The 25,374-nt window shown below is 64.6% G+C and carries 32 protein-coding genes; 12 read left to right on the top strand and 20 right to left on the bottom strand.

Annotation, left to right across the window (positions count from 1 at the left end; all coding sequences use genetic code 11):
* Positions 1–59: 59 nt before the first annotated feature.
* The 6 genes from B2527_RS12870 to B2527_RS12845 all read right to left on the bottom strand — a co-directional run bounded on the left by B2527_RS12870 (position 60) and on the right by B2527_RS12845 (position 4,717).
* Positions 60–1,643 (bottom strand): FAD-binding oxidoreductase, encoded by a 1,584-nt coding sequence (locus B2527_RS12870; RefSeq protein WP_293714109.1) that lies wholly within the window; start codon positions 1,641–1,643, stop codon positions 60–62.
* Entirely contained in the window at positions 1,640–2,302 is a 663-nt protein-coding gene (locus tag B2527_RS12865) for a hypothetical protein (RefSeq protein WP_293714107.1), read from the bottom strand. The genes B2527_RS12870 and B2527_RS12865 overlap by 4 nt, the downstream gene beginning before the upstream one ends.
* 1 nt (position 2,303) lies before the next feature.
* Positions 2,304–3,023, bottom strand: coding sequence for a hypothetical protein (locus B2527_RS12860; protein WP_293714105.1), 720 nt, complete (start codon positions 3,021–3,023; stop codon positions 2,304–2,306).
* Positions 3,020–3,511, bottom strand: a complete 492-nt coding sequence (locus B2527_RS12855) for a VOC family protein (RefSeq protein WP_293714103.1) — start codon at positions 3,509–3,511, stop codon at positions 3,020–3,022. Before B2527_RS12855 ends, B2527_RS12860 begins: the two co-directional genes overlap by 4 nt.
* A gap of 71 nt (positions 3,512–3,582) precedes the next feature.
* Positions 3,583–4,023: a c-type cytochrome gene (locus B2527_RS12850; protein WP_293714101.1), complete on the bottom strand. Its 441-nt coding sequence runs from the start codon at positions 4,021–4,023 to the stop codon at positions 3,583–3,585.
* Positions 4,024–4,042: 19 nt separating this feature from the next.
* Complete coding sequence (locus B2527_RS12845) at positions 4,043–4,717, bottom strand: hypothetical protein (protein WP_293714099.1); 675 nt, start codon at positions 4,715–4,717, stop codon at positions 4,043–4,045.
* A 223-nt stretch (positions 4,718–4,940) separates the two neighbouring features.
* On the opposite strand from B2527_RS12845, the gene B2527_RS12840 reads away from it, so the two are divergent.
* Positions 4,941–5,717: a glucose 1-dehydrogenase gene (locus tag B2527_RS12840; protein ID WP_293714097.1), complete on the top strand. Its 777-nt coding sequence runs from the start codon at positions 4,941–4,943 to the stop codon at positions 5,715–5,717.
* 8 nt (positions 5,718–5,725) lie between these two features.
* Here the strand turns inward: B2527_RS12840 and B2527_RS12835 are convergent, their stop codons facing one another.
* The gene (locus B2527_RS12835; RefSeq protein ID WP_293714095.1) at positions 5,726–6,121 is read right to left on the bottom strand and encodes a c-type cytochrome; all 396 of its coding nucleotides are present in this window, start codon (positions 6,119–6,121) and stop codon (positions 5,726–5,728) included.
* A 112-nt stretch (positions 6,122–6,233) separates the two neighbouring features.
* Between B2527_RS12835 and B2527_RS12830 the strand changes: the two genes are divergently transcribed.
* On the top strand, positions 6,234–6,458 hold the full coding sequence (locus B2527_RS12830) for a hypothetical protein (protein ID WP_293714094.1): 225 nt from the start codon (positions 6,234–6,236) through the stop codon (positions 6,456–6,458).
* Positions 6,459–6,706: 248 nt separating this feature from the next.
* Here the strand turns inward: B2527_RS12830 and prpB are convergent, their stop codons facing one another.
* The 6 genes from prpB to B2527_RS12800 form a co-directional block, all read right to left on the bottom strand.
* Positions 6,707–7,591, bottom strand: a complete 885-nt coding sequence (prpB, locus tag B2527_RS12825; RefSeq protein WP_293714093.1) for a methylisocitrate lyase — start codon at positions 7,589–7,591, stop codon at positions 6,707–6,709.
* Between the two features lie 28 nt (positions 7,592–7,619).
* Positions 7,620–9,299, bottom strand: a complete 1,680-nt coding sequence (locus tag B2527_RS12820; RefSeq protein ID WP_293714092.1) for an electron transfer flavoprotein-ubiquinone oxidoreductase — start codon at positions 9,297–9,299, stop codon at positions 7,620–7,622.
* 63 nt (positions 9,300–9,362) lie between these two features.
* A complete protein-coding gene (locus B2527_RS12815) occupies positions 9,363–10,283 on the bottom strand; it encodes a polysaccharide deacetylase family protein (RefSeq protein ID WP_293714090.1) in 921 nt (306 codons plus the stop codon).
* Positions 10,280–11,215, bottom strand: a complete 936-nt coding sequence (locus tag B2527_RS12810) for a polysaccharide deacetylase family protein (RefSeq protein ID WP_293714088.1) — start codon at positions 11,213–11,215, stop codon at positions 10,280–10,282. The genes B2527_RS12815 and B2527_RS12810 overlap by 4 nt, the downstream gene beginning before the upstream one ends.
* On the bottom strand, positions 11,212–11,886 hold the full coding sequence (locus B2527_RS12805) for an isochorismatase family protein (RefSeq protein WP_293714086.1): 675 nt from the start codon (positions 11,884–11,886) through the stop codon (positions 11,212–11,214). Before B2527_RS12805 ends, B2527_RS12810 begins: the two co-directional genes overlap by 4 nt.
* Before the next feature lie 27 nt (positions 11,887–11,913).
* Positions 11,914–13,146 (bottom strand): MFS transporter, encoded by a 1,233-nt coding sequence (locus tag B2527_RS12800; protein ID WP_293714084.1) that lies wholly within the window; start codon positions 13,144–13,146, stop codon positions 11,914–11,916.
* 140 nt (positions 13,147–13,286) lie between these two features.
* Between B2527_RS12800 and B2527_RS12795 the strand changes: the two genes are divergently transcribed.
* The 8 genes from B2527_RS12795 (at position 13,287) to B2527_RS12760 (ending at position 20,754) form a co-directional block, all read left to right on the top strand.
* Positions 13,287–13,595: a hypothetical protein gene (locus B2527_RS12795; RefSeq protein ID WP_293714082.1), complete on the top strand. Its 309-nt coding sequence runs from the start codon at positions 13,287–13,289 to the stop codon at positions 13,593–13,595.
* A 20-nt stretch (positions 13,596–13,615) separates the two neighbouring features.
* Positions 13,616–14,458 (top strand): SDR family NAD(P)-dependent oxidoreductase, encoded by an 843-nt coding sequence (locus B2527_RS12790; RefSeq protein WP_293714080.1) that lies wholly within the window; start codon positions 13,616–13,618, stop codon positions 14,456–14,458.
* A 284-nt stretch (positions 14,459–14,742) separates the two neighbouring features.
* Positions 14,743–15,609, top strand: a complete 867-nt coding sequence (locus B2527_RS12785; RefSeq protein WP_293714078.1) for a polysaccharide deacetylase family protein — start codon at positions 14,743–14,745, stop codon at positions 15,607–15,609.
* Positions 15,606–16,460, top strand: a complete 855-nt coding sequence (locus B2527_RS12780; protein WP_293714076.1) for an HpcH/HpaI aldolase/citrate lyase family protein — start codon at positions 15,606–15,608, stop codon at positions 16,458–16,460. The genes B2527_RS12785 and B2527_RS12780 overlap by 4 nt, the downstream gene beginning before the upstream one ends.
* A gap of 89 nt (positions 16,461–16,549) precedes the next feature.
* Entirely contained in the window at positions 16,550–17,068 is a 519-nt protein-coding gene (locus tag B2527_RS12775) for a MaoC family dehydratase (RefSeq protein WP_293714074.1), read from the top strand.
* Between the two features lie 10 nt (positions 17,069–17,078).
* Positions 17,079–18,248: an acyl-CoA dehydrogenase family protein gene (locus B2527_RS12770; protein ID WP_293714072.1), complete on the top strand. Its 1,170-nt coding sequence runs from the start codon at positions 17,079–17,081 to the stop codon at positions 18,246–18,248.
* A gap of 189 nt (positions 18,249–18,437) precedes the next feature.
* Positions 18,438–19,616 carry a CaiB/BaiF CoA transferase family protein gene (locus tag B2527_RS12765; protein ID WP_293714070.1) on the top strand — a complete coding sequence of 393 codons (1,179 nt, stop codon included), beginning with the start codon at positions 18,438–18,440 and terminating at the stop codon, positions 19,614–19,616.
* A 16-nt stretch (positions 19,617–19,632) separates the two neighbouring features.
* A complete protein-coding gene (locus tag B2527_RS12760) occupies positions 19,633–20,754 on the top strand; it encodes a CaiB/BaiF CoA transferase family protein (RefSeq protein WP_293714068.1) in 1,122 nt (373 codons plus the stop codon).
* A gap of 66 nt (positions 20,755–20,820) precedes the next feature.
* On the opposite strand, the gene B2527_RS12755 is transcribed toward B2527_RS12760, so the two are convergent.
* Complete coding sequence (locus B2527_RS12755) at positions 20,821–21,327, bottom strand: GNAT family N-acetyltransferase (RefSeq protein WP_414717087.1); 507 nt, start codon at positions 21,325–21,327, stop codon at positions 20,821–20,823.
* On the opposite strand from B2527_RS12755, the gene B2527_RS19640 reads away from it, so the two are divergent.
* Complete coding sequence (locus B2527_RS19640) at positions 21,306–21,824, top strand: hypothetical protein (protein WP_422664253.1); 519 nt, start codon at positions 21,306–21,308, stop codon at positions 21,822–21,824. The genes B2527_RS12755 and B2527_RS19640 overlap by 22 nt on opposite strands.
* Here B2527_RS19640 and B2527_RS12745 read toward each other — a convergent pair.
* From B2527_RS12745 to B2527_RS12720, 6 genes are all read right to left on the bottom strand, one after another.
* Positions 21,797–22,147, bottom strand: coding sequence for a hypothetical protein (locus B2527_RS12745; RefSeq protein ID WP_293714062.1), 351 nt, complete (start codon positions 22,145–22,147; stop codon positions 21,797–21,799). The two genes, B2527_RS19640 and B2527_RS12745, sit on opposite strands and share 28 nt — an antisense overlap.
* A gap of 248 nt (positions 22,148–22,395) precedes the next feature.
* Positions 22,396–22,728, bottom strand: coding sequence for a hypothetical protein (locus B2527_RS12740; RefSeq protein WP_343124759.1), 333 nt, complete (start codon positions 22,726–22,728; stop codon positions 22,396–22,398).
* 99 nt (positions 22,729–22,827) lie between these two features.
* Positions 22,828–23,004, bottom strand: a complete 177-nt coding sequence (locus B2527_RS12735) for a hypothetical protein (protein ID WP_293714060.1) — start codon at positions 23,002–23,004, stop codon at positions 22,828–22,830.
* A 34-nt stretch (positions 23,005–23,038) separates the two neighbouring features.
* Positions 23,039–23,326: a hypothetical protein gene (locus tag B2527_RS12730; RefSeq protein ID WP_293714058.1), complete on the bottom strand. Its 288-nt coding sequence runs from the start codon at positions 23,324–23,326 to the stop codon at positions 23,039–23,041.
* 116 nt (positions 23,327–23,442) lie between these two features.
* Positions 23,443–23,817 (bottom strand): VOC family protein, encoded by a 375-nt coding sequence (locus B2527_RS12725; RefSeq protein WP_293714056.1) that lies wholly within the window; start codon positions 23,815–23,817, stop codon positions 23,443–23,445.
* An 89-nt stretch (positions 23,818–23,906) separates the two neighbouring features.
* Positions 23,907–24,344: a hypothetical protein gene (locus B2527_RS12720; protein WP_293714054.1), complete on the bottom strand. Its 438-nt coding sequence runs from the start codon at positions 24,342–24,344 to the stop codon at positions 23,907–23,909.
* Positions 24,345–25,047: 703 nt separating this feature from the next.
* Here B2527_RS12720 and B2527_RS12715 point away from each other — a divergent pair.
* A partial coding sequence (locus tag B2527_RS12715; RefSeq protein ID WP_293714053.1) for an IS110 family transposase occupies positions 25,048–25,374 on the top strand: 327 nt, incomplete at its 3' end.

The following is a 25,374-nucleotide window of genomic DNA, read 5'->3' as shown; positions in this document are numbered from 1 at the left end:
GCATCAAGACGGTTCTTCCCCAAGAGACGTCGTAAGAGAATCCTGCCACAACTTCCGGGTCAAAGCTCCAACACGCCCGGGTTCATCTTTGTCTGCGGATCCAGTTGCTGCTTGATGCCACGCAGCAGCGCTGCGGGCGCATCGTCCATCACGGAAAGAAAAGGATAGGTGCGCCCAATCTGGTTGGACGCACCGCCGAGCTCGGCGAACAGGTCGCAGGTCTGTTGCCGCAGATCCGCCACCAGCGCACGCGCAGTGGGATTGTCCGGGCCGCACGCCAGCTTGGCCGCCGCGTCCGGCGTCAGCTTGGCGGCATGCAATGGCTGCCAGTTGTCCTGCCAATGAAACACTGCTTCAAAGCTGAAGCTGTAGTTGCACAGTGCCGAACACAGGTAGGTGACGCGCACGCCGCAGACGTCCATCGCCGCACGCTGCGCTGCGATAAGCTGCTGGTGCGCGCGGATCAGCGCGGTGGCGCGTGAGTGCGCCACTTTCACATTCAACGCCGCCCAGCGGCTGCCGGTGGCACCGAGTACCGCATTGAGTCCGGGGAAAGGATCGGCACGCGCGATGCGTGGCACGGTGGCGGCAATGGCGATGCCGCTGTGCTCATGGGCAAGGCGCTGTGCGCTGGTCAGGTCATGCGCCACCGCTGCCTCGCTGTTGCCTGCGGCCACAAGATGCAGGGTGAATGCATCGGCGGGCACCACCTGGCGTCCGGCCCGCGCCATCCCCAGCAGGGCCCGGCATTTGCCACCGACGCCGGTGGCCGTATGCAGCACCTGGCGCACCGCACGCAGCGCGGCGCCCAGGCTGCGGTCGTGTTCGACATTGGCGGCCACGGCACCGGCATCCAGCACATAGGCTTCCTCGGCGATGCCGGCCCGTGCAATTGCCGACAAGGCCAGCCCGGCGCGCTCGAAATCGGCGAAGGCGAACGAGGCATAGCCGGTGTGCGCCGGCAGCGGAATCAGGCGGAACGCGGCACGGGTCTTGATGCCGAAGGCACCGCCGTCATGCATGAACAAGCCGGTGGTATCCGGCCCGAAGTTGCGGAATACCGGCTCGGCCTCCACCTTCAAGGCCCATTGCCCGGTACGCAGCAGCCCGCCATCGGCGGTGACGAGCTCGACCCCCAGCACGTTGTCGGCGGCAGCGCCGTAACGCGCGCTGCCGAAGAACAATGCGCCATGGCTGAGGCCGCCACCGATGCTGGCACCGGCACCGGAGAACGTACCGAAGTAGGGCAGGCGCAGGCCCAGCGGTGTGAGGGCGTCGTGCAGTTGCTTCCAGGTCACGCCGGCCTGGGCGACGACGTACATGTCCTCGGCGCTGATGTGCTCGATGCGGTTGAGCGCGGACAGGTCAACCAGCACACTGCCACTGTCCTGGCAGCGGTAGCCGCCGGTATAGCTCAGGCCGCCGCCGCGTGGCACCACCGACAGGCCGGCCGCGCTGATCCGTGCGACCGCCTGTGCCAGCGCCGCGCCATCGGTGGGGCGGATGACCGCCACCGGTGCGGGCCCCCTGCTGTAAAGATCGCCGGCCATCAGTTCGAGGGTGGCGGCATCGCGCAGCACGGCGGCTTCGCCCAGTACTGCGCCAAGCTCGGCCAGCAGCGCGGCGTGATCGGTCATGGTCATGTCGGCTTGAAGATGCTGACGACGACGATCGCCGCGATGAACAGCCACAGCACCCCCAACACCGAGGTCGCCTTCACATAGGTGCGGCGGATGATGGCGTTGGTGACCGCGGTGGGCCCTTCCTGTGCCATCACCTTCCAGGTACGGAAGTGGCTGATCAGCGCCAGGCGGATGCCGACACCCGAGGCCATCACCCCGGCGTACAGCGCCAGCTTCAGGCGCAGCCACAGCGGCATTTCCCAACTGCCGCCAAGCAGGCCGGTAGCCAGTGCGACCAGCAGCGCCATGAAGACATAGCGCGAGCCGCGATCAATCGCACCCAGGGTGGTGCCGGTGCGGCTGTGGCGCAGCCGGTGCACGGCTTCGACAAAGCCAAGCCACAGCACGCACAGCACGCCGGCGATCTTCGCCGTGGTTTCCGCACCGGGGATCAGCCCGTACAGCGCGGCCAACGAGAAACCCAGCCCGGCCTGCAGCACCAGCGCGTAGCGCACATGCTGGTCCACGTGCATGACGTGTTCCATCAAGCGGTTGCGCTCGGCGAAGGGGATATGGCTGCCATAGGAGACATAGCGGTAGGTGCTGTTGATCACCAGCTCCGAGCCCAGCCAGTAGCCCAGCACGGCGATGTGTGCCACCAGCAGGATCTGCAGCAGCATCTCAGTGCTCCACCACGGCATAGCTGCTCAACTCGTAGGCGGTCTGCATGTAGCCGGTGACCGCGGCCCGCAGCAGGATGTAGTGCTCGTCGGCGGTCACCCACAGATCGTAGTCCGGGTGTTCCTCGGGCATGCCGACATCGAGGATGCGGAAATGGCGTGCCCTGAAACGCCCGGCAATGACCTCGATGTCCTCCTCGCCCACGTACTCGATGGCCAGCTGCACCGGGAAGATCATCGGCCCGGTGGCACCGCGGTGGTCGGGAGAGGACAGCAGCATGAAGAACGTCTGCTTGCCGGGCCCCTGGGCCAGGTCATACAGCGACATCGCATAGGCATCGTTGATGATGGCGTGGTTGCCGAAGGCCAGCAGCGGCGCCTGCAGCGGGAAGCGCTGCGACACGCGGCCTTCCACCGTGGTGGTGGATTCGCACTGGGCTTCGTTGGCGTTGAAGGCAAACCAGCCCGAGCCGCGGAACTGCCCGCCCACGGCGATGCGCACGAAGCACTCCTGCGGTCGATTGTCCGCGTCCAGACGCAGGTTGACGTCGCGGACTACGGCCGGTGCGTCATCGATTTCGCAGTGCGCGGCGAGTACCCGCGAGCCGTCGCGGTGCACATCCAGCCGGAAGCTCTCGCGGCCACGCTCCGCATCCAGGCGGTGGCTCTGCTTGCTGGTGTACTGGATGCTGCCGGTGATGGAACGGGTGATGCCGGTCATGCCGTGGTCTCCTCGGGAAGCGGGTCGATCTGCAGGATGCTCACCGGCACGTTGTCCGGGTCGTAGACGATCATTTCGCGGTACAGGCCAGCCGGTGAACGCGCGCTGGCGGTGCGCTTCGGGTAGGCCAACGGCGGGGTCAGGAAGCGATGGCCGGCGGCCTGCAAGGCGCTGTGCAGCGCATCGAAGCGCCGGCAGGACAGGACCAGCGCGCTTTGCCCGTAGGCAGGCTTGCCCAGCGGTGGCGCGAGCGTCTCCAGCGCGGTCTGGCTGATCTCGAACAGGCCCAGGATGACCGGCGCATCCGCGCAGGCGGCCAGCAGCGCGATGCGCATGCGACAGGCCGGCAACTGCAGCAGGCCGCCGGCCATCGGGCCTTCCAGGGTTTTTTCTTCCACTACCACAAGGCCCAGCGCATCGCGATAGAACCGCAGCGATGCCTCAAGGTCACGACAGAACAGGGTGAACCGCTCGAACTGAAGTTCCATGCCACTCCTCGTTGCCGCAAGGGACTGCGACGGCCGCGGTATCCGCAGCCGCACTGCCACGGAAAGAAAGATCAGGGGGCTGACAGGTACTCGATCAACGCCTGCCGCCGTGCCGGGTCGGGTACCGCAATCACCATGCGGGTGCCGGGCACGTGCTTGGCGGGTGCGGCCAGATAGGCGTCCAGCTGGGCCGCATCCCAGGTGATGTTGCTGGCCTTCAGGGCCGGGGAGTAATCAAAGCCGGGATTGCTGCCGGCCTTGCGCCCGACAACCCCCCGCAGGTTGGGTCCCATGCGCTGAGGTGCACCGGCATCGCGGCTGTGGCAGGCCACGCACGTGGCAAAGGCCTGTTCGCCGCTTATTTGTGGCGTGGGTGCGGGTGTGGATGCAGGTGCCGCAGCGACAGGCGCTGCCGGGGGCGAGCCGGCGGCAGCCGCGGCGGGCACAGGGGCGGGCTGCTGGCTGCAGGCTGCGGCCAGCAGTGAAACCGCGATGATCGACAAAGAGCGCATGGCAGGTCCTGGTGGAGTATCAGAAGGGCTTGACCACGCCAAGGAAGGCCGTGGCCAGCAACATCAGGTAGACAAGCCACACCCAGAGGCGGGTGCGGTTCATGGTGCGCAGCAACGGCAGCTCGGTGGCATCGCTGCTGCCTTGCTTGAGCAGCGCGCCCAGTTGCGCGCCGACCGGCTTGAAGGTGACGTCGATCATGATGGCGGCGGCAAAGATCACGCCGAACATCAGCGCCTTGCTGGCCAACCACAACGGGGCCAGGGGCGCGCCCTGCAGCAACGAGGCCAGCCCCAGCCACAGATAGAACAGGGCCAGCAGCCACCGCAGTACCGACTCGATGCGGCGGTTGCGCGCGGCCCGTGGGGTCTGGTCGTGGCGATGGGCGTCCCACACCAGCCACAGCCAGAACGCGCCCACCAGCCACGCCAGCAGCAGTGCCCAGCCCGGCAGCGTCCAGTAGCCGCCCACATGCACCACGCTCAGGCTCACCGGCACCATCAGTGCCCAGGCGCTGCGTGGCACCATGTCCACCTCCACCAGCAGTTTCAGCAGCGCGATGCGCTGCTCCAGCGAGTAGGACTGGCGACGCCGGAAGTGCTGGCCAAGCAGGAATACGCCGACATCGGCGCCCAGCCACAGCACGAACAGCAGCAGGTGCCCGAACACCAGGATTGGATACTGCAATGCAGCCACGTCCCGTCCCTTGCCCGCATGGCGGGTGCTTATATTTGTCCGGACAAACAAATATCAGAACGGGCGGCACAAGAAAAGCTGCTAGGTCGCATTACGTGCGCCAAGCGTTTCCGCAAGGCGGAAAGCGGCAGGATCGGTCCGAGCGCCCTGTTCATTGCGGTGTAGCCTGTGCAGGTGCAACATCGGATGGATACCGACATCTTCCTTCCAGCAGGAGCCCGTGATGAACGTGCAAGCCCATTTCGACCTGAGCGGAAAGGTGGCCATCGTCACCGGCGGCGGCAACGGCATTGGCCGCGCCAGCGCGATGATGCTGGCGGCCTACGGTGCGGCGGTGGCCATCGCCGACCTGAAGCCGGCCGCCGCCGAGAAAGTGGCGGCGGAGATTGTCGCTGCGGGCGGCAAGGCCTTGGCGCTGGAGTGCAATGTGCTCAAGGACGAGGACCTGGTGCGGGTGGTGGAGCGCACCGCCAATGAACTGGGCGGCATCCACATCCTGGTCAACAACGCCGGTGGCGGCGGGGCGGGCCGCGAGAGCCCGTACAAGATCAGCCTTGAACAATTCGAGCGGCCATTCCAGATCAACGTCTTCAGTGCCTGGCGGCTGTCGCAGCTGTGTGCGCCGCATATGCAGAAGGGCGGCTACGGCTCGATCATCAACATGTCGTCGATGAGCTCGATCAACAAGAGCCCGGCGATCAGTGCCTACGCCGCATCCAAGGCGGCGATCAACCATATGACGGCGAATCTTGCGCATGACTACGGTCCTGCCGGCATCCGCGTCAATGCGGTGGGGCCGGGCGCGGTGCGCACCGATGCGCTGGCTACCGTGCTCACGCCGGAGATCGAAGAGCGGATGCTGTCGCATACGCCGATCAAGCGCCTGGGTGAGGCCGAGGATATTGCCGGCGCGGTACTGTACTTCGCCGCACCAATATCCAACTGGGTCAGCGGCCAGACCTTGTTCGTCAACGGCGGCGGTGTGCAGACGCTGGATTGACGCCGGGCCTATTCGGGCAGGGTGGACAGGAACTCGATCACGGCCTGGCGGCGCGCCGGGTCGGAGGTGGCGTTGACCATCTTGCTGCCCGGCACCTGCTTGGTCGGTGACTTGATGAAGGCGTCCAGGGTCTGCGCATCCCAGGTGATGTCGCTGGCCTTCATCGCTTCGGAGTAGTTGTAGCCGGGGGCGGTGCCGGCCTTGCGGCCGATCACGCCGTGCAGGTTGGGGCCGACACGGTGGCCGAGGTCGGCGCGGGTGTCATGGCAGCCGGCGCAGATGGCGAAGGCGCGTTCGAGCTCGCGCTGGTGCGGGTCGGCGTTGGCTGAATGATTGAAGGCATCGCGCTGGCCGCAGGCGCTGAGCGTCAGGCAGGCGAGGGCGATCAGGGGCAGACGGGGCATTGCATTCTCATTGCGCTGGCGGTTGTGGCTGTGCGGCGCTGGCAATGATGGCCGGTGCTGGGAGGGGAAGCAAAGGGCTTGGGTTTTTGGCAGGCTGGGGAGCTTTGAAGGAATGGCTGAAGCAAAGGCCGAAGCCGAAGCTCCCCTCATCCGCCCGTTGGGCACCTTCTCTCGCAAGCGGGAGAAGGGAGACTTCACGCTTTTTTTGAGCCGTTGGAAAAAGCAAAAGCAAAGGCAACAGCAACAGCAGGGGCAAAGGCAAGAAGCCAAAGCCAAAGCCAAAGCCAAAAAGCAAAGAGCAAAGAGTAAAGCCCTTCACCTGACGTTGAGCTTCTAGAGCTTAGACGCGGGCCGCTTAAAAACGTTGATCGAGTCTGCGGCTCTTCGCCTCCGGCTGTGGTTCGTAGAGCGGCCGAAGCCAGCAATGCCGTCCTCAGCAAAATTTTGCCGAAGTAGTCCCCTCTCCCGTTTACGGGAGAGGGGTAGGGGTGAGGGCAGCTCTTAGGCGTTTGTCCTTTAGGGTTTTCAGCTTTCAAGCTTTCAAGCTTTCAAGCCTTCAGCTTCAACGCACCGGCCCCCCAACACTCACTTCTTCGCAGCAAACGTCCTATCCAGACTCTGCTCGAAAGTGTGATACCCGATGCGCTCATACAGCTCCTCGCGGGTCTGCATGGTCTCCACCACATTGCGCTGGTGGCCATCACGGCGGATCGCGGTGTACACGTTCTCCGCGGCCTTGTTCATCGCGCGGAACGCCGACAGCGGGTAGATGCACATCGCCACGCCCACCGAACCCAGCTCCTCGGTCGAGAACAGCGGGGTCTGGCCGAATTCGGTGAGGTTGGCCAGCACCGGCACCTTCACTGCATCGACAAAACGCTTGTAGGTCTCAAGGTCGTACGAGGCCTCGGCAAAGATGCCGTCGGCGCCGGCTTCCACGCACGCCAGCGAGCGCTCGATCGCCGCATCCACGCCTTCCATCTGGATGGCGTCGGTGCGTGCGATCAGGAAGAAATCCGGGTCGGTCTTGGCATCGGCCGCGGCCTTGACCCGGTCCACCATCTCGCCCAGCGACACGATTTCCTTGTTCGGGCGGTGGCCGCAACGCTTGGCGCCCACCTGGTCCTCGATATGGCAGGCCGCCGCACCGGCCTTGATCAGCGACTTCACCGTGCGCGCGATGTTGAATGCGCTCGGGCCAAAGCCGGTGTCGATGTCCGACAGCAGCGGCAGGTCGCAGACGTCGGTGATGCGGCGGATGTCGGTGAGCACGTCGTCCATGGTGTTGATGCCCAGGTCCGGCAGGCCCAGCGAGCCGGCGGCGACGCCGCCACCGGACAGGTAGACCGCACGGAAGCCCGCCCGCTTGGCCAGCAACGCATGGTTGGCGTTGATGGCGCCCGGGATCTGCAGCGGGCTTTCTTCCTTCAGCGCCGCGCGGAAGCGGGCGCCTGGACTGACAATGCTCATCGAAACTCCTGTGGTTGGTTGGCGATGCTTACATCGCCGGGTAGTTCGGTCCGCCGCCACCTTGCGGGGTTACCCACACGATGTTCTGGGTCGGGTCCTTGATGTCGCAGGTCTTGCAGTGCACGCAGTTCTGCGCGTTGATCTGCAGGCGGGTATCGCTGCCTTCGCCGACGAATTCGTACACGCCGGCCGGGCAGTAACGCGCTTCCGGGCCGGCATAGGTGGCCAGGTTGACCTTGACCGGAATGCTGGGGTCCTTCAGCGTCAGATGGCTGGGCTGGTCTTCCTCGTGGTTGGTCGAGGACAGGAACACCGAGCTCAAACGATCAAACGTCAGCACGTTGTCCGGCTTGGGATAGCTGATCTTCGGCTGGCTGGCGGCCGGCTCCAGGCATTCGTGGTCGGCCTTGGTACGGTGGATGGTCCACGGCGCGTTGCGGATGCCCAGCTTGGGCAGCAGCCACTGCTCGATGCCGGTCATCAGCGTGGCCAGGGTGCGGCCCTTCTTGAACCACTGCTTGAAGTTCTTGGATTGCAGCAGCTCGGCCTTCAGCCAGCTGTTCTCGAAGGCCTCCGGATAGGCGCTCAGCTCATCGCGCGAGCGGCCGGCGACCAGCGCGTCAAACGCGGCCTCGGCGGCCAGCATGCCGGTCTTGATCGCGGCGTGGCTGCCCTTGATGCGGCTGACGTTGAGGTAGCCGGCCTCGCAGCCGACCAGGGCGCCGCCCGGGAACACGGTCTTGGGCAGCGACAGGATGCCGCCGGCGGTGATCGCACGCGCGCCGTAGGCGATGCGCTTGCCGCCTTCCAGGTGCTTGCGGATGGCCGGGTGGGTCTTGAAGCGTTGGAACTCCTCGAACGGGCTCAACCACGGGTTCTTGTAGTCAAGGCCGACCACGTAGCCGATCGACACCTTGCCGCCCTCGGCGTGGTACAGGAAGGCGCCGCCGTAGGTGTCGTTGCCCAGCGGCCAGCCGGCGGCATGCACCACCAGGCCCGGCTCATGCTTGGCCGGATCGATCTGCCACAGCTCCTTGATGCCGATGCCGTAGGACTGTGGGTCCTTGCCGGCGTCGAGCTTGAATCTGCTGATCAGCTGGCGGCCGAGGTGGCCGCGCGAGCCTTCGGCGAAGATCGTGTACTTGGCATGCAGTTCCATGCCGCGCTCGTAGTTCGGGCCCGGCGTACCGTCCTTGTGGATGCCCATGTCGCCGGTGGCCACGCCCATCACCGCGCCGTTTTCGTCGTACAGCACCTCGGCGGCGGCAAAGCCCGGGAAGATCGACACTTCCAGCGCTTCGGCCTGCTGCGCCAGCCAGCGGCTCACTTCGCCCAGGCTGATGATGTAGTTGCCGTCGTTGTGGAAGCACTCCGGCAGCAGCGCGTGCGGGGTGGCCTTGGCCTTGGTTTCGTCCAGGAACAGGAACTCGTCGCGGGTGACGGCCTGCTTCAGCGGCGCACCGCGTTCCTTCCAGTCCGGGAACAGCTCGTTGAGCGCGCGCGGGTCCATGATCGCGCCGGACAGGATGTGTGCGCCCGGCTCGGAGCCTTTTTCCAGTACGCACACCGACAGCTCCTGGCCCTTTTCCACGGCCAGCTGGCGCAGGCGGATTGCGGTGGCCAGGCCGGCAGGGCCGGCGCCGACGATGACGACGTCAAATTCCATCGCTTCGCGCGGCGGCAGGGCGGTGTTGGCTTCAGTGTTCATGCAAGGGCTCTTGGGTAAAGGCCGCCGCGTTGAGGGCGACGACGGTTGCCTGGAACCGCCGCCTCAACGTGAGGCGGCGATGATCTGCGAAGGCGCAGCGTTCCAGATCAGCCCTGCGTTGTCTGCCAGATGGGCGAACACGCGTTCCAGGTGCTTGATGCGGTGCGGCTGGCCCATCACCCACGGATGGATGTTGAGCGCGAGCAGGCGACCCTGTCCGCTGCGCTGCGCTTCCTCCAGCAGGAAATCGCAGGCATCGACCATCTGGTCCGCATACTCGGCCTCGGCATGCAGATTTTCGCCGACGATGAAGCGATCTTCCAATTCCAGTGACAACGGCAGGGCGGTGAGCGGGCCATTGGCGGTCTGGAAGGGGTAGGGCAGCTCGTCGTTGATCCAGTCGCCAAACCACTGCAAACCGGCCTGTTGCAGGAGTTCCGGGGTGTTCTCGGACTGCGAGCGGGCCGGTGACAGCCAGCCCTGGATGGGGCCGTCGGCATACGGGGTCAGCGCGGCCAAACTGCGCTGGATGTATTCAGCTTCGCGCGCCGGGTCCAGCCCGCCGTAGTGCACGCTGTCCATGTTCCAGCCGTGCGCCACCAGCTCGGCGCTGCGCGCCTTGAGCCGGCGCAGCAGGGCCGGGTAGCGCTCGGCCAGTTCGCCGTTGACCGCGGTGCTGGCGCGTAGACCGTACTTTTCCAGCGCATCCAGTACGCGGAACACGCCCACCCGGTTGCCGTAGTCGCGCAAGGTGTAGTGGCGCAGGTCCGGGTAGGGCATGACCATGGAACCGTGCGGCTTGAAGCCCTCACCCTTGGGGTTGAGCGGGAAGTGTTCCAGGCTCAGGTTGATCCACAGTGCCAGCGGTTTGTCGTCGGGCCAGCGCACGGCCGGGCGTTCGGCCAACATCGACCAGCTATAGCGCGCGTGGTCCATGCCGTGGCGCAGGCGCGGGTATTCCAGGAAGCTGCGATCTAGGCTCATGCCGCGTCCTCCGCGTTGATCGCCGCCATCGAGGCCAGCGCGTCGTCGTAGTGATTGGCCAGGTAATGCTGGGCGATCTCGCGGCCGGTGGCCTTCCACACCTTGTCGTGGCTGCAGATGTAGTCCATGGCGTCGTGGAAGGCCGCCAGCCGGTGCGGGTGGCTGACCTGGTAGGCATGCAGCGGCACGCACATCACCGTGCCGGAGTGTTCGCCTTCGGCGTACAGGCGGTCGAAGGCGTCCTTGATCATCTGCCCGTAGCGGCGCGGCTCGATCTTGTTGGTGACGTAGACGATGGTGTCGTTGAGCTCCAGCGAGTACGGCACCGACACGAAGCGCTTGCCGGAGCGGGTCTTCACCGGCGTCGGCTGGTCGTCGTGGAACAGGTCGCAGGTATACAGGCCGCCGGCCTCGGCAAACAGGTCGATGGTGGCGTCCGAATGCGACAGCGCCGGCGCCAGGTAGCCATCGCAGTGCTGGCCGGTGTGCTCGGCGATCAGCGCCATCGAGTGCGCGATCATCTCCCGCTCCTGTGCCTCGTCCAGGCCATAGGTGTAGCGGGTGTTGTAGATGCCGTGGCTGAAGAATTCCCAGTTGCGCTCGGCCGCCATCTGGATCACTTCCGGATGGTGCTTGAGCATGGCCGTGGACAGCGACACCGAGCCGCGCAGGCCGTACTGGTCCATCACCCGCATCATCCGCTGGTGGCCGACACGGTTGCCGTAGTCGCGGGTGCCATAGCCCTGGATGTCGGGTAGCGGGCGCGGCCACGGCTTGCGTGCCGGGTTGGCCGGCGGCGCGTACTCGTAGAACTCGATGTTGGGCGCGATCCACAAGGCCACGCGGGCGCCGCCCGGCCATTCGATCTTCGGCCGGCTGTCGTAGGGCCAGTAGTCGAACAGGCCCGGGTCGGATTTGCTCGCGGTGCTCATGCGCGCAGCGCCTGCAGCTGCGCGGCCACGTGATCCACCGATTCCACGTCGCCGTACTTGAGCATGATGTCGCTGAGGTTGGCGAAGTGCGGGATCTCGTGCTTGTCGGCCACGCATTCTTCCGGAACGATGCTGCGGTAGCCGCGCGACAGGCTGTCGATCACGCAGGCGCGCACGCAGCCGGAGGTGGAGCCGCCGGTGATGATCAGCGTGTCGATCTTGTGGAAGGTCAGCAGCGACCACAGGTTGGTTTCGAAGAACGGGCTGGCCATGCGCTTGTGCATGACGATATCGCCAGCCTGCACATCGGCGCGGGGGTCGAACTGGGCGCGCTCGGAGCCGTGCTTGATGTTCTGCAGCGAGTCCGGGGTATTGGTGCGGGTGCCCCAGGTACCGGCATCCTCGCCCGATTCCAGGTAGGCCACATAGGTCCACACCACCGGCAGGCCGAGCGCGCGCACCTGCGCCGACAGCGCATTGATGTGCTCGATCTGGCGCGGATCGGTCTCATAGGCGGTCTTGAACGCGGCCAGGTCGGTATAGGCGCGCTGCACATCGATGTTGACGATGGCCGGGCGCGCGCCGAAGCCGAACCTGGCACGGTTGGGGTTGGCCTTGACCTGCTCCCAGTACTGGCGGGCAGTGAGGTTGGACGTTTCCATCACGGGCATGGGGTCTCTCCGTTGCAGCAGTGGGGGTCAGGCCTTGGCGGCGCGGGCACGTTCGTCGCGCACCAGGGTGGCGGCCAGCAGGGCCAGCACGATCAGCCCGCAGATCAGGCTGAAGGCGACGTGGTAGCTCTTGGTGAGGTCGAAGATCTTGGCCGTCACCCAGATGCCCAGGCCGGCGGTGGTGGCATCGAGCAGGGTGATGGTGCCGAGGATCTTGCCGGCCGCGCTGAGCCCGAAGGCGTTGACCGCCAGCAGCTGGATCATCGTGTACAGGCCACCCCAGCCCAGCCCGAACAGGGCCAGCGAGTACCAGATCAGGTCGGCGCGCAGGGTCGCCAGGATGACCGCGCCGGCGGCCATGATCGCCAGGTTGACCAGAAACACGCGCTTGGGCGGCAGCACGTCGGCCAGGAAGCCGAATAGGAACTTGCCCACCATCGCCAGGCCGAACATCAGGCCCAGGCCATTGCCGGCGGTGGCCGGTTCAAAGCCCAGGTCGCGCATGTGCAGAAACAGGTTGGAGGCCACCGCCATGATCGAGAAGAAGGTGGTCATGGCGACGAAGGCCAGCACCCAGAAGGTGCGGGTGCGCATGGCCTGCTGGTAGTTCAGGTCCGGCAGCGAGGCGGCGGCCGGCTTGCCCGCAGCCGCCTTGGCGGCCAGCGTGTCGGCGCCCCAGGGCTGGATGCCGCCCGGGCGCGGGCTGCGCACGAACAGGAAGGCCAGGACCAGGAAGACCAGCGGGATGGCGGTTTCCCACAGCAGCGCGGCGCGCCAGTCCATGCTCTGCATCAGCTGCACGCCGAGCTTGGGGAACACCATGCCGCCCAGGCTGGTGCCGACCAGGGCAATACCGATCGCGGTACCGCGGTGGGTGGCAAACCATTGCGAGACAAAGATCACCGCCACATTCAGGCCGCCGGCGACCAGCACGGCGGCAAAACCGACGTGGATCCAGTACAGGTGGGCCAGCGAATGGATGTGGGCATAGGCGGCGTACAGCGCGGCCAGCAGGGCGATGCCGGCCAGGATCAGCTTGCGCGGGCCGACCTTGTCGATCAGTGCACCCAGGAAGGGCGCCATCCAGCCGGCCAGCACCAGGGTGATCAGGTCGCGTAGCTTGAGCTCGCTGCGGGTCCAGCCGAAGTCCTTGAGCAGGGATTCGTCAAAGGCGGTCAGGCCGGTCACGGTGAGGCCATTGGAGACCAGCAGCACCAACATCCCCATTACCGCCATCAACCACGGGTAATAACGCTTCATCAAGCACCTCAATCGTTTGGGTTACGGCAGGTAGATACGCCGGTGGGGGATTTCCGCCTCCGGCGTTGACCGGGGACGAATGGCATGCCTACACTTTGTCCGGACAAAGTGTGCCACAGTCTTTTACCCGGGAGGAAGCCATGCAAACCGTCATCGTCCTGTTCAACCTCAAGCCCGGCGTCAACCGCGAGGAATACGAGGCCTGGGCCCGTGCCAGCGACCTGCCGGTGGTCAATGCGTTGCCGTCGGTGGAAAAGTTCGAGGTACTCAAGGCCAGCGGTCTGTTGATCGGTGAAGGCAGCTCCCCTTACGACTACATCGAGCTGATGCGCATCCCGGACATGGCGGCGTTTGGCGCTGACCTGGCCGACCCGGCCGTGCAGGCCGGTGCGGCGCAGTTCCAGCAATACGCTGACAATCCGTTGTTCATCCTCACCAGCGCGCTGTAAGCGCACAAGGAACATTGGTCATGGCTCGTTTCCCCGAATTGCAGGGCAAGGTCGCACTTATCACCGGCGCCGGTCGCCGCGCCGGGCTGGGCGAGGGCATTGCCCGCCGCCTGCTGCAGGAAGGCTGCAAGGTGGTGCTGACCGACATTGGCAAGGTGCGTGGCGCCGAAATGCCGGTCACTGCGGTCGGCACCGGCGAGGAAATGGCGCAGGTGGCCGCCGAGCTGGCTGCCAGCACCGGCGGCGAATGCGTGGCGATGGCCCTGGACGTGCTGGAAGAGGCGCAGGTGGAAGCGGTGGTCAAGGCCACGGTGGAACGCTTCGGCCGCCTCGACATCCTGGTCAACAACGCCGGCATCGGCTATCTGATGAAGTCGCTGGTCGACATCGAGGCCAGGGAATGGGACGCGGTGCTGGGTGTGAACCTGCGCGGCGCCTTCCTGACCATCAAGCACGCTGGCCGGCAGATGATCGCCCAGGGCGGCGGCCGCATCGTCAACATCGCCTCGCAGGCGGCCAAGTCGGCGTTCCCGCATGCGGCGGCCTATTGCTCGTCCAAGCATGGCCTGGTTGGCCTGACCCGGGTGGCATCGCTGGAACTGGCCGGGCACGGCATCAACGTCAATGCGGTCTGCCCGAACCACGTCACCACCGGTTTGGGCGCGTGGCAGAACGAATACTTCGCCGAGAAGCAGGGCAAGAGCGTGGAGCAGTACCTGGCCGACATGCGTGCGCGCATCCCGGCAGGTCGCCCCGGCCTGGCCTCGGACACCGCGGCGGCAACGGCCTTCCTGTGTTCGGACGATGCGGTTTACATCACTGGTGAGGCGATCAATGTCTCCGGTGGTGAGGAGAACCATTGAGGTAAAGGCTTTCCCAGGAAAATTTTCAGATCGTCATTCCCGCGGAGGCGGGAATCGCTCTTGGCTCCTCGCCTTTGCCCTTTCGCTTTCGACAAGGAAGCCCAAAGCCAGAGCGATTCCCGCCTCCGCGGGAATGACGGCACAAGAGCAGAAGCAGCAAAGCAGAAGCAGCAAAGCAGAAGCAGCAAAGCAGAAGCAGCAAAGCAGAAGCAGCAACGCAGAAGCAGCAACGCAGAAGCAGCAACGCACACCACCACGCACCCCATAAACGTACCGAGATTGCCATGTCCAAACCCGTCTACCAGTGGCCCAACAACGCACGCCTGGCCTTGTCGGTGGTCGTCAACGTCGAAGAGCTGTCCGAGTACAACGTCGGCCAGGGTGACAAGATCACCGAGCCGGTGGACGAGCTGCATGTGACCCTGTCCAAGCCGGTGCGCAATTACGGCAACGAGTCCAATTACCGCTACGGCGTCAATGAAGGCCATGCGCGCGTGGCCGCGCTGCTGGACAGGTACAACGTCACCAGCACCTATACCGCTGCCGCGGTGTCGCTGGAGCGTGCACCGGAAATCGCCGGCTACCTGCGCGGCAGCCGCCATGAGGTGTGCTCGCACGGCCACCGCTGGATCCACCAGTTCCGCTTCAACGAGGAACAGGAACGCCAGTTCATCCGCGACGCCGCTGACAGCATCGAGAAGACCACCGGCGTGCGTCCGGTTGGCTGGCTGTCGCGCTACCTGCATACCGCCTCCACCCGCCGTCTGCTGCAGGAAGAAGGCTTCCTGTACCACATGGATGACTACTCGGCCGATGCGCCGTTCTGGGGCGATGTCGACGGCAGCGACAAGCCGATGATCGTGGTGCCGTACCAGCTGGACACCAATGACATGAAGATGTGGGTGGCCCCGTCCTACCTGCCCAGGGATTGGCTGGACTACGCCATCGACAGCTTCGACACGCTGTATGCCGAAGGCGAACACAGCCCCAAGGTGATGTCGCTGGGCCTGCACCTGCGCATCATCGGCCGCCCGGGCCGCATCGGCGCGTTCGAGAAGTTCCTGCAATACGTCGCGCAGAAGCCGGGCACCTGGTATGCCACCCGCCGGCAGATTGCCGAGCACTTCGCCAGCCAGGTGGGTGCGGCATGAGCGCAGCACTGAGCACGCCGCGCCGCTGCCTTTTGTTCGTGCCGGGCTCGCGCCCGGAGCGTTACGCCAAGGCCGTGGCCACCGGCGCCGACCAGGTCTGCATCGATCTGGAAGATGCGGTTGCGCCGGGTGACAAGGAAAGCGCACGCGCTTCGCTGTTCGCCTTCCTTGCCGCGCTGCCGCAGACCCGCAGCGAGATCGGCCTGCGCATCAATCCGCTGTCCAGCGCGCTGGGCCAGGCGGATCTGCAGGCACTGGCCGCCTCCGGCCTGAAGCCGGCTTTCGTGATGCTGCCCAAGGTTGAAACCGTGGCCGAACTGCAGCAGGCCGATGCCGCGCTGGCAGCCATCGATACCGTCTTCATCGCCCAGATCGAAACCCCGAAGGGGCTGCTGGATGCACGCGCGCTGGCCACCGCCATCCCGCGCCTGCAGGCACTGATGTTTGGTGGCTTCGATTACATCGTTGCATTGCGTGGCCGCGCCAGCTGGGAGAGCTTCTTCCATCCGCGCGTGCAGCTGGCAACGATTGCCGCCGAAGCCGGCGTCGGCTGCATGGACGTGCCCTACCTCGACATCAAGGACGAAGCCGGCCTGGTCCAGGAAACCGAGCGCGTGATCGACCTCGGCTTCACCGCCAAGGCCGCCATCCACCCGGCCCAGGTCGACCCCATCCAGAACGCCTATCTCCCCACCGCCGCCGAGTACGACCGCGCCCAGCGCGTGGTTGCCGCGCTGGCGGCCAGCGGCGGCGAGGCCATCCAGCTGGACGGCAAGCTGGTGGACCGCCCCATCGAAATCGCAGCCGAGCGCGCCATCGCGCTCGGTGCGCTCGGCGTCCGCGCCGGCTGAGCACGCCGCTTCATTGAACGCCTGATCACACCCCTCTTTGACCAAGCTGCGCCCAGCGCCAGCCCAACCCGCACCAAAAGGACATTGTCATGGTTCAGAACGTCAAGCAGATCTCCGAAAACCGCTTCCGCGAAACCTTCGGCCGTTACTACGAAGAGTTCAATGTTGGCGACATCTACGAGCACCGCCCCGGCCGCTCCATCACCGAAACCGACAACACCTGGTTCACCCTGCTGACGATGAACACCCATCCGATGCACTTCGACAAGGAGTACGCCAAGGCCTCGGAGTTCGGCAAGGTGATTGTCTGCTCGCCGTTCACGGTGGCCCTGATGGTCGGCATGAGCGTCACCGACGTCAGCCAGAAGGCCGTGGCCAACCTGGGCTGGAGCGACATCAAGATGACCCACCCGCTGTTTGTTGGCGACACCCTGGTGGCCGAGTCCAAGGTGCTGGACAAGCGCGAATCCAAGTCGCGCCCGGGCGCAGGCATCGTCACCGTGCAGACCGACGGTTTCAACCAGGACGGCAAGCTGATCTGCAGCTTCAACCGCACCATGCTGATCGCCAAGCGCGGCCACTCGGTGGAAGACAAGGTCAACTACTGAGGAGCCGATGATGAGCACCGAACAGGAACAACTGTGGGGCCCGGACGAAGAGCAGGCATTGCTCGACTCGATTGACAACTGGGTGGAGAAATCCGTCGCGCCCATCGCACAGGAGTACGACCAGGAAGACAAGTACCCGCATCACCTCGTTGAGGAGATGAAGGACCTGGGCCTGTTCGGTGCCACCATTTCGCCCGAATACGGCGGCCTGGGCCTGCCGGCACGCATCTACGCCAAGATCGTGATCAAGGTATCGGCGGTGTGGATGGCGCCGACCGGCATCTTCAACTCGCACCTGATCATGGCCGCGGCCATCGAGCGTTGCGGTACCGAAGAGCAGAAGCGCAAGTACCTGCCGCGCATGGCCACCGGCGAGCTGCGTGGCTCGCTGGGCCTGACCGAGCCCAACGCCGGCACCGACCTGCAGGCGATCCGCAGTGTTGCCAAGCGCGAGGGTGACCATTACGTCATCAACGGCGCCAAGACTTGGATCACCAATTCCATGTATGGCGACATGGTGTTGCTGCTGGTCAAGACCGACCCGGAGGCGCAGCCGCGCCACAAGGGCATGACCATGTTCATCGCCGAGAAGGGCGAGGGCTTCATCGTCGCCAGGAAGCTGAAGAAGTCCGGCTACCGCGCCATCGACACCTGCGAGCTGGTGTTCCAGGACTACAAGGTGTCGGCCGACTGCATGTTGGGCGGCGTTGAAGGCCAGGGCTTCCAGCACGCCGTGGGCGGCCTGGAGCTGGGTCGCATCAACGTGGCCGCACGTGGCTGTGGCATCGCCGAAGGCGCACTGCGCCTGTCGGTGCGTTATGCACAGGAGCGCATGACCTTTGGCAAGCCGATTGCCGAGCACCAGGCCATCCAGCTCAAGCTGGGCGAGATGGCGGCCAAGGTGGAGGCGTCCAAGCTGCTGATCGAGAGCGCCGCCAACGCCTACGACAAGGGTCTTCGCTGCGACATGGAAGCCGGCATGGCCAAGTACTTCGCCACCGAGACCGGCGCCTACTGTGCGCAGGAAGGCATGCGCATCTTTGGCGGCTACAGCTATTCGGTGGAATACGACATCGAGCGTTTCTACCGAGACGCCATGTTGATGTGCATTGGTGAAGGCACCAACGAAATGCAGCGCATCATCATCGCCAAGCAGCTGGTGGCAAGAAACAAGATCTAAACGCTCAAAGCCCCTCTCCCACCGGGAGAGGGGTTGGGGTGAGGGTAAGGACGAAGCCTGCTGGTACTGGTGACGCCAACCCTCATCCGCCCCTTCGGGGCACCTTCTCCCGAAGGGAGAAGGGGAGGCGGCATCCCTTCACCGCGGTCCTCAACCGCCGCGGTGCTTTTTACAATCCAGAGGCCACACATGAAAGACCTTCCCCTGCAGGGACTACGCATCCTTGCCGTCGAACAATACGGTGCCGGCCCCTATGGTTCGATGCACCTGGCCGACCTCGGCGCCGAAGTCATCAAGATCGAATCCCCGCCGGGCGGCGATGTGTCGCGCGCCACCGGCCCGTACTTCCTGGGCGAAGGCGACAGCCTGTTCTTCCAGACCTTCAACCTCAACAAGCGCTCGCTGCGGCTGGACCTGAAAGCCGCCGAAGGCCGCGAGGTGTTCGAGAAGCTGGTCGCCAGCGCCGATGCCGTGCTCAACAACCTGCGCGGTGACCAGCCCGGCAAACTCGGTCTGGACTACGCCACGCTCAGCAAGCTCAACCCGAAGATCGTCTGCGCCCACTTGTCCGCCTACGGGCGAGACAACGAACGCGCCGCATGGCCGGGCTACGACTACCTGATGCAGGCCGAAGCCGGCTTCATGGCGCTCACCGGTGAGCCGGATGCACCGCCAGCACGCTTCGGCCTGTCCATGGTCGATTTCATGACCGGCACCACCCTGTCGATGGGCCTGCTGGCCGCCATCATCGGCGCCATGCGTACCGGCCAGGGCCGCGATGTCGATGTCAGTCTGTTCGACGTGGCCCTGCACCAGCTCAGCTACCCGGCCACCTGGTATCTCAACGAAGGCCACCGCACCGAGCGCCTGTCGCGCAGCGCGCACCCGTCCACTGTGCCCTGCCAGGTCTACCGCACCGCCGACGGCTGGGTGATGGTGATGTGCATGCTGGAGAAGTTCTGGCAGACCTTCGTCGAAGGCATCGGCACCCCGGCCTGGGCCGCCGAGCCGCGCTTTGCCAACTTCGCCTCGCGTCGCGATGTGCGCGAGGAGCTGACCGTGCTGGTCGATGCCATCCTCAGCACCCAGCCGAGCGCGCACTGGACCCAACTGTTCGCCGGTCGCATTCCGATCGCGCCGGTGCTGGACATCGCCCAGGCACTGGACAACCCCTATGTGCACGACGTCAACATGCTGCAGGATGTCGAGCATGCACAGGGCACGCAGCGCCTGCTGCGTAACCCGATCAAGCTCGACGGCCAACGGCTGAGCGGCGCCGCTTGCCCGCCGCTCAACGCCGATGCCGACGCGCTGCTGCGCGAGCTGGGCTACAACGATGCAGACCGCGCGCGCCTGCTGGGCGCGTGAGGCAACGGAGCCGATGATGAAGCTTGAAGGTGTACGCGTACTTGATCTGTCGCTGTTCCTGCCGGGGCCGCACCTGACCATGGTGATGGCCGACCACGGCGCCGACGTGATCAAGATCGAACCGCCCAGCGGCGAACCGGTGCGCGAGGTCGGCTTGAAGCAGGCCGGGGCCAGCACCTGGTTCCGCAACACCCATCGCGGCAAACGCTGCATCGTGCTGGATCTGAAAAGTGCTGATGGCAAAGCCGCATTCGCTAGGTTGGTCGAGTGGGCTGATGTGGTGGTGGAAGCGTTTCGCCCCGGCGTCGCCAAGCGCCTTGGCATCGACTACGCCAGCTGCAAGGCGATCAATCCCAAGCTGGTGTACTGCTCGATCAGCGCATTCGGCCAGACCGGGCCCAAGGTCAACCGCCCCGCCCACGATCTGGCCATGCAGGCCGATACCGGCGTGGTTAGTTTGAATCGCGCGCCAGATGGCACCCCGGCCATGCCGCATATGCCGGTGGCCGACATGGCCGGCTCGTTGATGGCGCTGAACGGCATCCTGATGGCCTTGTTCCGCCGCGAGCGCACGGGCGAGGGCGACTACATCGACCTGTCGATGCAGGACGCGCTGATGGCCTGGTTGCCGAACGTGCTGGGCCCGCCGTTCGCGCTGGGCCGCGATCCGGTGATCAAGGAAGAGCGCAGCTGGGGCGGCAATGCGCTCTACAAGCTCTACCGCTGCGCCGACGACCGTTGGATCGCGCTGGGCGGTGCCGAGCACAAGTTCGCCGAGAACCTGCTCAATGCGCTGGGCCGCGCCGACCTGATCCACCTCTGCCACCTGCCACCGGGCAGTGCCCAGGACCCGGTCAAGGACTTCCTGGCCGAAACCTTTTCCCGCCGCACCCTGGTGGAATGGACGCTGTTCCTGCACGACATCGACGTGTGCTGGGCGCCAGTCAAAACGTTGACCGAAGCCTTCAACGATCCGCACACCCGTGCCCGCGAGATGGTCTGGACCGATGCACAGGGCGGCACCCACCTGGGCATCCCGATCAAGTTCGCCAACGAGCCGGGTCGGATCAATCCGCAGTTGGACGCTATCGGCGGATCCACCCAAGCCGTGCTTGACGAGCTGGGCATCACCTCCTGACCCCCTCCCGTGCGCTGGAGGCGCTGTAGACCAGAATTGCTGACGGCGGCGTTGCCGCCGTTGTGCTCAAGGCGCGGTGGAAACCTCGAATGCCGTGTCATAGCGGACTTCGGCCTGTGGCACATCGCCGGCCAAGGGCAACGCCATGAAGTACTCCGCAGGCACACCTGGCAGGCGTAGCTGCGGGAAGTTGCGGAAACCAAAGCGCTGGTAATACCCGGGGTCACCCAGCACGACACAGCCCGCTGCCTGCAGTTGCTCAAGGCGGGCGATGGCCGCCTGCATCAAGGTGCTGCCGATCCCTTTTCCCTGTTGTGCGGGCATTACCGAGATCGGTCCCAGCCCGTACCAGCCGGGGCTGCCGTCGCTCAGCGCCACCGGTGACACCGCCACATGCCCCAGCAGCTGCCTATCCATCTCGGCAACCAGCGAGATACTCAGCTGTCCACGGCTGCGCAAAGCCTGCACTATCGCCGCCTCGGTCCCGCTGGCATGGGCCGCGTTCGCAAACGCCGCCTGCGTCAGCACACCGATCGCGGCTGCATCGTCCGGTGTTTCATCACGTACGCGCATGCTCAATAGGCCCTGCCATCCACGGCAACGCGCTCGATGGCCGCCAAGTCCAGGTCCTCGATGCAACGCAGGTTGATGGCGGCAGTCTCGCTACCATCGGCGGATCTGCCCAGCCCGAATGGCTGGCAACCACAGGTGCTGCAGAACTGATGCTCGATCACATGGCGGTTGAACGTATAGGTGCGCAGCGCGGCTTCACCCTGCCGGATATGCAGGGCCTCGCGCGCTATGAACCAAAGCAGGAAGCCCTTGCGGCTGCAATGGGAGCAATTGCATTCGTAAGCCTGTTGCGGGTTGCCTTCACACGCGAAGCGCACCGCACCACAATGGCAACTACCGGTAACCATGGTCTACCTCATCAGGCCGGGCACATCGGCGATGGCCCTTCGGTGCGCAGCATAAACCGCCTGGGCCAGCCGGGCAGCTGCACGGGCAGGCAGATCGGCATCCCGCCGCAGGCAATTCGCTTTCACCAGATACACAAGGTTGTCGTGTAGCCCGCCGGATCAAAGGCATGCAGCACGATCTCCACGGGCACCCTGCTGCTGCCATGGAAGATGGGCTGGGCCTGGTATCGGCTTAGTTTTCCCGCGCGGAACAAAGGCAGGATGGCGTCCTGGTCGATACGGCGCTTCTGCACGGCCACCCAAGGTGGGACGAACACCTGGTTGTCGTCGGCGGCCGCGCCGCCCAGCTCGTCGGGCAGCAGCTGCAGTATTGCCAGCTCCCCGCGAAGGACTGCCAATTCACAGCTTTCACGGCTGGTGAAGCGCGCAAAGTCGGCGACGGAAAAAGCACGGGCCGGGAACCCGATGGGCATGGACATCTCCTGCATGCTCGGTGCCGAAAACAGAAACGTGGCTGGCGTGGAGCAGCTCCACCCGAGGCAGCAGGAACGTCTTCATGGCGCGGAAGCGGAACGGCATGCGCCAGCATCGAGACGCTGTTGCACGAACCACCGGGGCGGTTGCACAGAGCATAGGCAAGCAGGGCCGGTGACCGAAGTGACCAGTCAGCATCAGTTGGCCATAACGGTACAGCTGCGGTACGAGCGTACCGCGGTGAATCTCAGGGCAGGCGGTGCAGGGTCATGGCACCCGCTGCCAGCGCGGCAACCACAACGGCCAGTATCCAGGCGCCGTGGCGCAGGCGGAACGGGATGGGGTGCCGGCCAAGCGATCTTTCGGTCTCGCGGGTGTCCAGCAGCCAGCCGTGATTGCACTGGGTGCAAGCCAGCTGATAGCGCTCGTCATAGACAAAGCCGAACAGCAGATCGAACTGACCGAACCTGTAACTGAGCCGTGGCTCGAAGGCGGTCTGCGTACCGCACTTCGGGCAGTGCCGCTGTTCGGTTGGACCGATGGCAACCACGCGTTGCCCTTGGCCGACAAGGAACATCATTGGCCCATATCCGCCGGCAACACAGCCAGTGCTGCGACTGCGCGGAAAGCCTGCCCAGGTACCATCACGCGCGCGTTCCTGCCTGCTTCCAGTGCAGGCTCAGCGGCCATGCATCGCCTCGGCAGCGCGGTAACCTTCAACAGCCCCATCGTAGAAGTCCATCAGCTGCGCACGCTCCTGCCAGAGCAGGGCCAGGCCGATGAGCGCGGCCCAGGTGTACAGGGTGGATCGCTTGATGCTGAAGTTCAGCGTGCTGGGCCTGCGTTCACTGGTCATGCCCTCTCTCCTTGATGGGGGAGTGGTGTCGGCATCAAACCGACGGCGTCGAGCTTCCGAACAGTTTGATGGCCAACGAGGTCGCCACCAACACCGCACCGACAATGGACGTCGCCCGGGCGCGGGTGTCCTGCGGCGGCTTTGCAAGATCATTGCGATGGATGCCATGGGCCATCAGGGCAAAGCCGATGCCACCGCAGATGCTACGCAGCTGCTGGCCATGAAAAATGAAGTCGATCATGTGCACGCTGGCAAAGACCACGCTCAGGATGAGGAAGATCTTTGCATTCCTGCTCAGCGGGCTGTTGCTTATGGATGTCACGGCATTGCTCCCTGCGGCCTGATCGCGTCCGGCCGATTCTTCCAGAGCGGAGCGCCGCCGACAAGCAGCCCGCAGCCATGCCTCGGCAAGGATGGGTATGCCTGACCGTCAGCGGCTCAGCCCGGTGGCTGCCACAGCTCCACCTTGTTGCCTTCCGGATCAATCACCCAGCCGAACTTTCCCTGCTCGGAGGTCTCGGTACGCTCCAGCACATTGCAGCCTTCCGTGCGCAGTACCGTCAGCAGGGCGTCCAGATCATCAACGCGGAAGTTGATCATGAAGGACGCAGTGCTGGGTGCCATGTAGTCGGTGTCCTGCGCGAACGGGCTCCATATCGTCATGCCCTTGGCGCTGCCTTCGCCGCCCCAGGGAAAGATGGCGCCGCCCCAGTCATTGGTATCCAGGCCCAGATGGTCGCGGTACCAGGCACTCAGCGCCTTCGGGTCGGCTGCCTTGAAGAAGATGCCGCCTATGCCGGTAACGCGCTTCATCGCTCTCTCCACTGCTCGGGAAGGGTTCCCTGACGTTCGCCAAGCGTGCCGTAGCAGCTCGTCCTTGCCAAGATGGCAGGGGACGACGCTCAGCGTGGCCGGCCCTCCGCATCGATCAGGCCCGCGTCCAGCATCACCTGCCGCTCATCATCATGGGATATCCAGAAGGCCGCCTTCGGCCCATTACCCGGGTCATACAGGAAATAGGTGATGAAGAACCTGAATTCCTGGGCCTCACCACCGGTACTGGCAAAGCGCATCCACCAATGGACCTTGGCCATGGTGTAGTTGTCATCCAGTGGGGTCGCGGTCACCTCCAGCACCTTGGCCTGCTGGAACCCAAGCGACTCGAAGAATTGCTGCCGCGCGGCCATTGCCTGCGCAAGCGCCGGATCATTGCGGCCGCACTGCACCCCGTTTGGATCTGCCGCCAGGAATTGCTCGGTGTACAAGGACGCGGTCAGCACCGGATCAAAGCTGTTGGCGGCCTGCTCGTAACGTTTGAAGAAATCGTCGACGCGCTTCATGTGCAGCTCCGATAGCTGTTTTGTGTGCATGCTGCCGGATCTGCCGGCCAGGTTGGCGCAGTGGTCTGCGCGATGGTTGCGTCGGTTCTGGATTCTTCCGGGTGTCAGCAATGGCAATCCCGCAAGACAGATTATGCCCCGAAGGAAATTCACGTGGGACGGAAATGCAGTCTGGCAACTGTTGAACCTGTTCATGCCGACATACGCGGCACGCAACATGAAGTAAGCAACAGCAACACAACGAATATCGCTAGAGCCTAAGCGCGAGAGGCAGGAGCACGGTTGCTTGAAGTTGACAGGGGTTTCCTTACGGAATTGTTAGGCACCACCAGCGGCTGTCTAGCCACTGGACTTGCCCACCCAGCCCGCCTCAACAGTCTCCACAGCGGACAAGATCTGTTGCGCAAAGGCGCGTGCCTGTGCAACGTCAAACTCCACCGCAGCCTCGTAAGGCATTGCCACCACTTTGATGAAAATGACTCCCTCGTCCTGGCGAGCCTCGCAGGACACTGTCTCTTGGTACGACTGTTCTGGACTGGTCGTCATGTTTGTTGTGGTGCCTAACTCTGGAATTAAGCCGACTCGCGAAGCGAGTTCGGCTTGAATGAGTAAAAAGGAAACTCCCCATCCCTGCGGATAACCGCTCGGTCTTGAAGGACCATGATGGCTTTCACCATCGGTATGTCTGGACGAGGAGTTTCCAATGCGCACTATAACCATTGGTGTGGACTTGGCAAAACAGGTGTTCTCGGTATGTGCGGCTGACGCGGCAGGACGTATTCAAGAACGGCGGGAGCTTCGCCGGGAGGCATTCATCCAGTGGCTACCCAGCGTTCCGGAGGGTACGGTGGTGGCGATGGAGGCCTGCAGTGGCGCCCATCACTGGGCGCGCCGCTGCCAGGACTATGGCCTGCAGCCGCGACTGATAGCCGCCCAGTTCGTCGCCCCATTCCGCAAGAGCCGCACGGCCAAGAACGACCGCAACGATGCCGAAGCGATTGCGACCGCTGCCCGTCAGGGCAATATGCGC

The sequence above is a fragment of the Stenotrophomonas sp. UBA7606 genome (assembly GCF_002477705.1).
Lineage (GTDB): Bacteria > Pseudomonadota > Gammaproteobacteria > Xanthomonadales > Xanthomonadaceae > Stenotrophomonas.
This window is presented reverse-complemented; position numbering and strand designations above follow the sequence as displayed.

What these genes read in the sequence shown, in the direction of transcription:
- B2527_RS12870 (WP_293714109.1), bottom strand. Translation starts at nt 1,643, where the DNA reads ATGACCATGACCGATCACGCCGCGCTGCTGGCCGAGCTTGGCGCAGTA.
- B2527_RS12865 (WP_293714107.1), bottom strand. Translation starts at nt 2,302, where the DNA reads ATGCTGCTGCAGATCCTGCTGGTGGCACACATCGCCGTGCTGGGCTAC.
- B2527_RS12860 (WP_293714105.1), bottom strand. Translation starts at nt 3,023, where the DNA reads ATGACCGGCATCACCCGTTCCATCACCGGCAGCATCCAGTACACCAGC.
- B2527_RS12855 (WP_293714103.1), bottom strand. Translation starts at nt 3,511, where the DNA reads ATGGAACTTCAGTTCGAGCGGTTCACCCTGTTCTGTCGTGACCTTGAG.
- B2527_RS12850 (WP_293714101.1), bottom strand. Translation starts at nt 4,023, where the DNA reads ATGCGCTCTTTGTCGATCATCGCGGTTTCACTGCTGGCCGCAGCCTGC.
- B2527_RS12840 (WP_293714097.1), top strand. Translation starts at nt 4,941, where the DNA reads ATGAACGTGCAAGCCCATTTCGACCTGAGCGGAAAGGTGGCCATCGTC.
- B2527_RS12835 (WP_293714095.1), bottom strand. Translation starts at nt 6,121, where the DNA reads ATGCCCCGTCTGCCCCTGATCGCCCTCGCCTGCCTGACGCTCAGCGCC.
- B2527_RS12830 (WP_293714094.1), top strand. Translation starts at nt 6,234, where the DNA reads ATGGCTGAAGCAAAGGCCGAAGCCGAAGCTCCCCTCATCCGCCCGTTG.
- prpB (WP_293714093.1), bottom strand. Translation starts at nt 7,591, where the DNA reads ATGAGCATTGTCAGTCCAGGCGCCCGCTTCCGCGCGGCGCTGAAGGAA.
- B2527_RS12820 (WP_293714092.1), bottom strand. Translation starts at nt 9,299, where the DNA reads ATGAACACTGAAGCCAACACCGCCCTGCCGCCGCGCGAAGCGATGGAA.
- B2527_RS12815 (WP_293714090.1), bottom strand. Translation starts at nt 10,283, where the DNA reads ATGAGCCTAGATCGCAGCTTCCTGGAATACCCGCGCCTGCGCCACGGC.
- B2527_RS12810 (WP_293714088.1), bottom strand. Translation starts at nt 11,215, where the DNA reads ATGAGCACCGCGAGCAAATCCGACCCGGGCCTGTTCGACTACTGGCCC.
- B2527_RS12805 (WP_293714086.1), bottom strand. Translation starts at nt 11,886, where the DNA reads ATGCCCGTGATGGAAACGTCCAACCTCACTGCCCGCCAGTACTGGGAG.
- B2527_RS12800 (WP_293714084.1), bottom strand. Translation starts at nt 13,146, where the DNA reads ATGAAGCGTTATTACCCGTGGTTGATGGCGGTAATGGGGATGTTGGTG.
- B2527_RS12795 (WP_293714082.1), top strand. Translation starts at nt 13,287, where the DNA reads ATGCAAACCGTCATCGTCCTGTTCAACCTCAAGCCCGGCGTCAACCGC.
- B2527_RS12790 (WP_293714080.1), top strand. Translation starts at nt 13,616, where the DNA reads ATGGCTCGTTTCCCCGAATTGCAGGGCAAGGTCGCACTTATCACCGGC.
- B2527_RS12785 (WP_293714078.1), top strand. Translation starts at nt 14,743, where the DNA reads ATGTCCAAACCCGTCTACCAGTGGCCCAACAACGCACGCCTGGCCTTG.
- B2527_RS12780 (WP_293714076.1), top strand. Translation starts at nt 15,606, where the DNA reads ATGAGCGCAGCACTGAGCACGCCGCGCCGCTGCCTTTTGTTCGTGCCG.
- B2527_RS12775 (WP_293714074.1), top strand. Translation starts at nt 16,550, where the DNA reads ATGGTTCAGAACGTCAAGCAGATCTCCGAAAACCGCTTCCGCGAAACC.
- B2527_RS12770 (WP_293714072.1), top strand. Translation starts at nt 17,079, where the DNA reads ATGAGCACCGAACAGGAACAACTGTGGGGCCCGGACGAAGAGCAGGCA.
- B2527_RS12765 (WP_293714070.1), top strand. Translation starts at nt 18,438, where the DNA reads ATGAAAGACCTTCCCCTGCAGGGACTACGCATCCTTGCCGTCGAACAA.
- B2527_RS12760 (WP_293714068.1), top strand. Translation starts at nt 19,633, where the DNA reads ATGAAGCTTGAAGGTGTACGCGTACTTGATCTGTCGCTGTTCCTGCCG.
- B2527_RS12755 (WP_414717087.1), bottom strand. Translation starts at nt 21,327, where the DNA reads ATGCGCGTACGTGATGAAACACCGGACGATGCAGCCGCGATCGGTGTG.
- B2527_RS12745 (WP_293714062.1), bottom strand. Translation starts at nt 22,147, where the DNA reads ATGCCCATCGGGTTCCCGGCCCGTGCTTTTTCCGTCGCCGACTTTGCG.
- B2527_RS12740 (WP_343124759.1), bottom strand. Translation starts at nt 22,728, where the DNA reads ATGATGTTCCTTGTCGGCCAAGGGCAACGCGTGGTTGCCATCGGTCCA.
- B2527_RS12735 (WP_293714060.1), bottom strand. Translation starts at nt 23,004, where the DNA reads ATGACCAGTGAACGCAGGCCCAGCACGCTGAACTTCAGCATCAAGCGA.
- B2527_RS12725 (WP_293714056.1), bottom strand. Translation starts at nt 23,817, where the DNA reads ATGAAGCGCGTTACCGGCATAGGCGGCATCTTCTTCAAGGCAGCCGAC.
- B2527_RS12720 (WP_293714054.1), bottom strand. Translation starts at nt 24,344, where the DNA reads ATGAAGCGCGTCGACGATTTCTTCAAACGTTACGAGCAGGCCGCCAAC.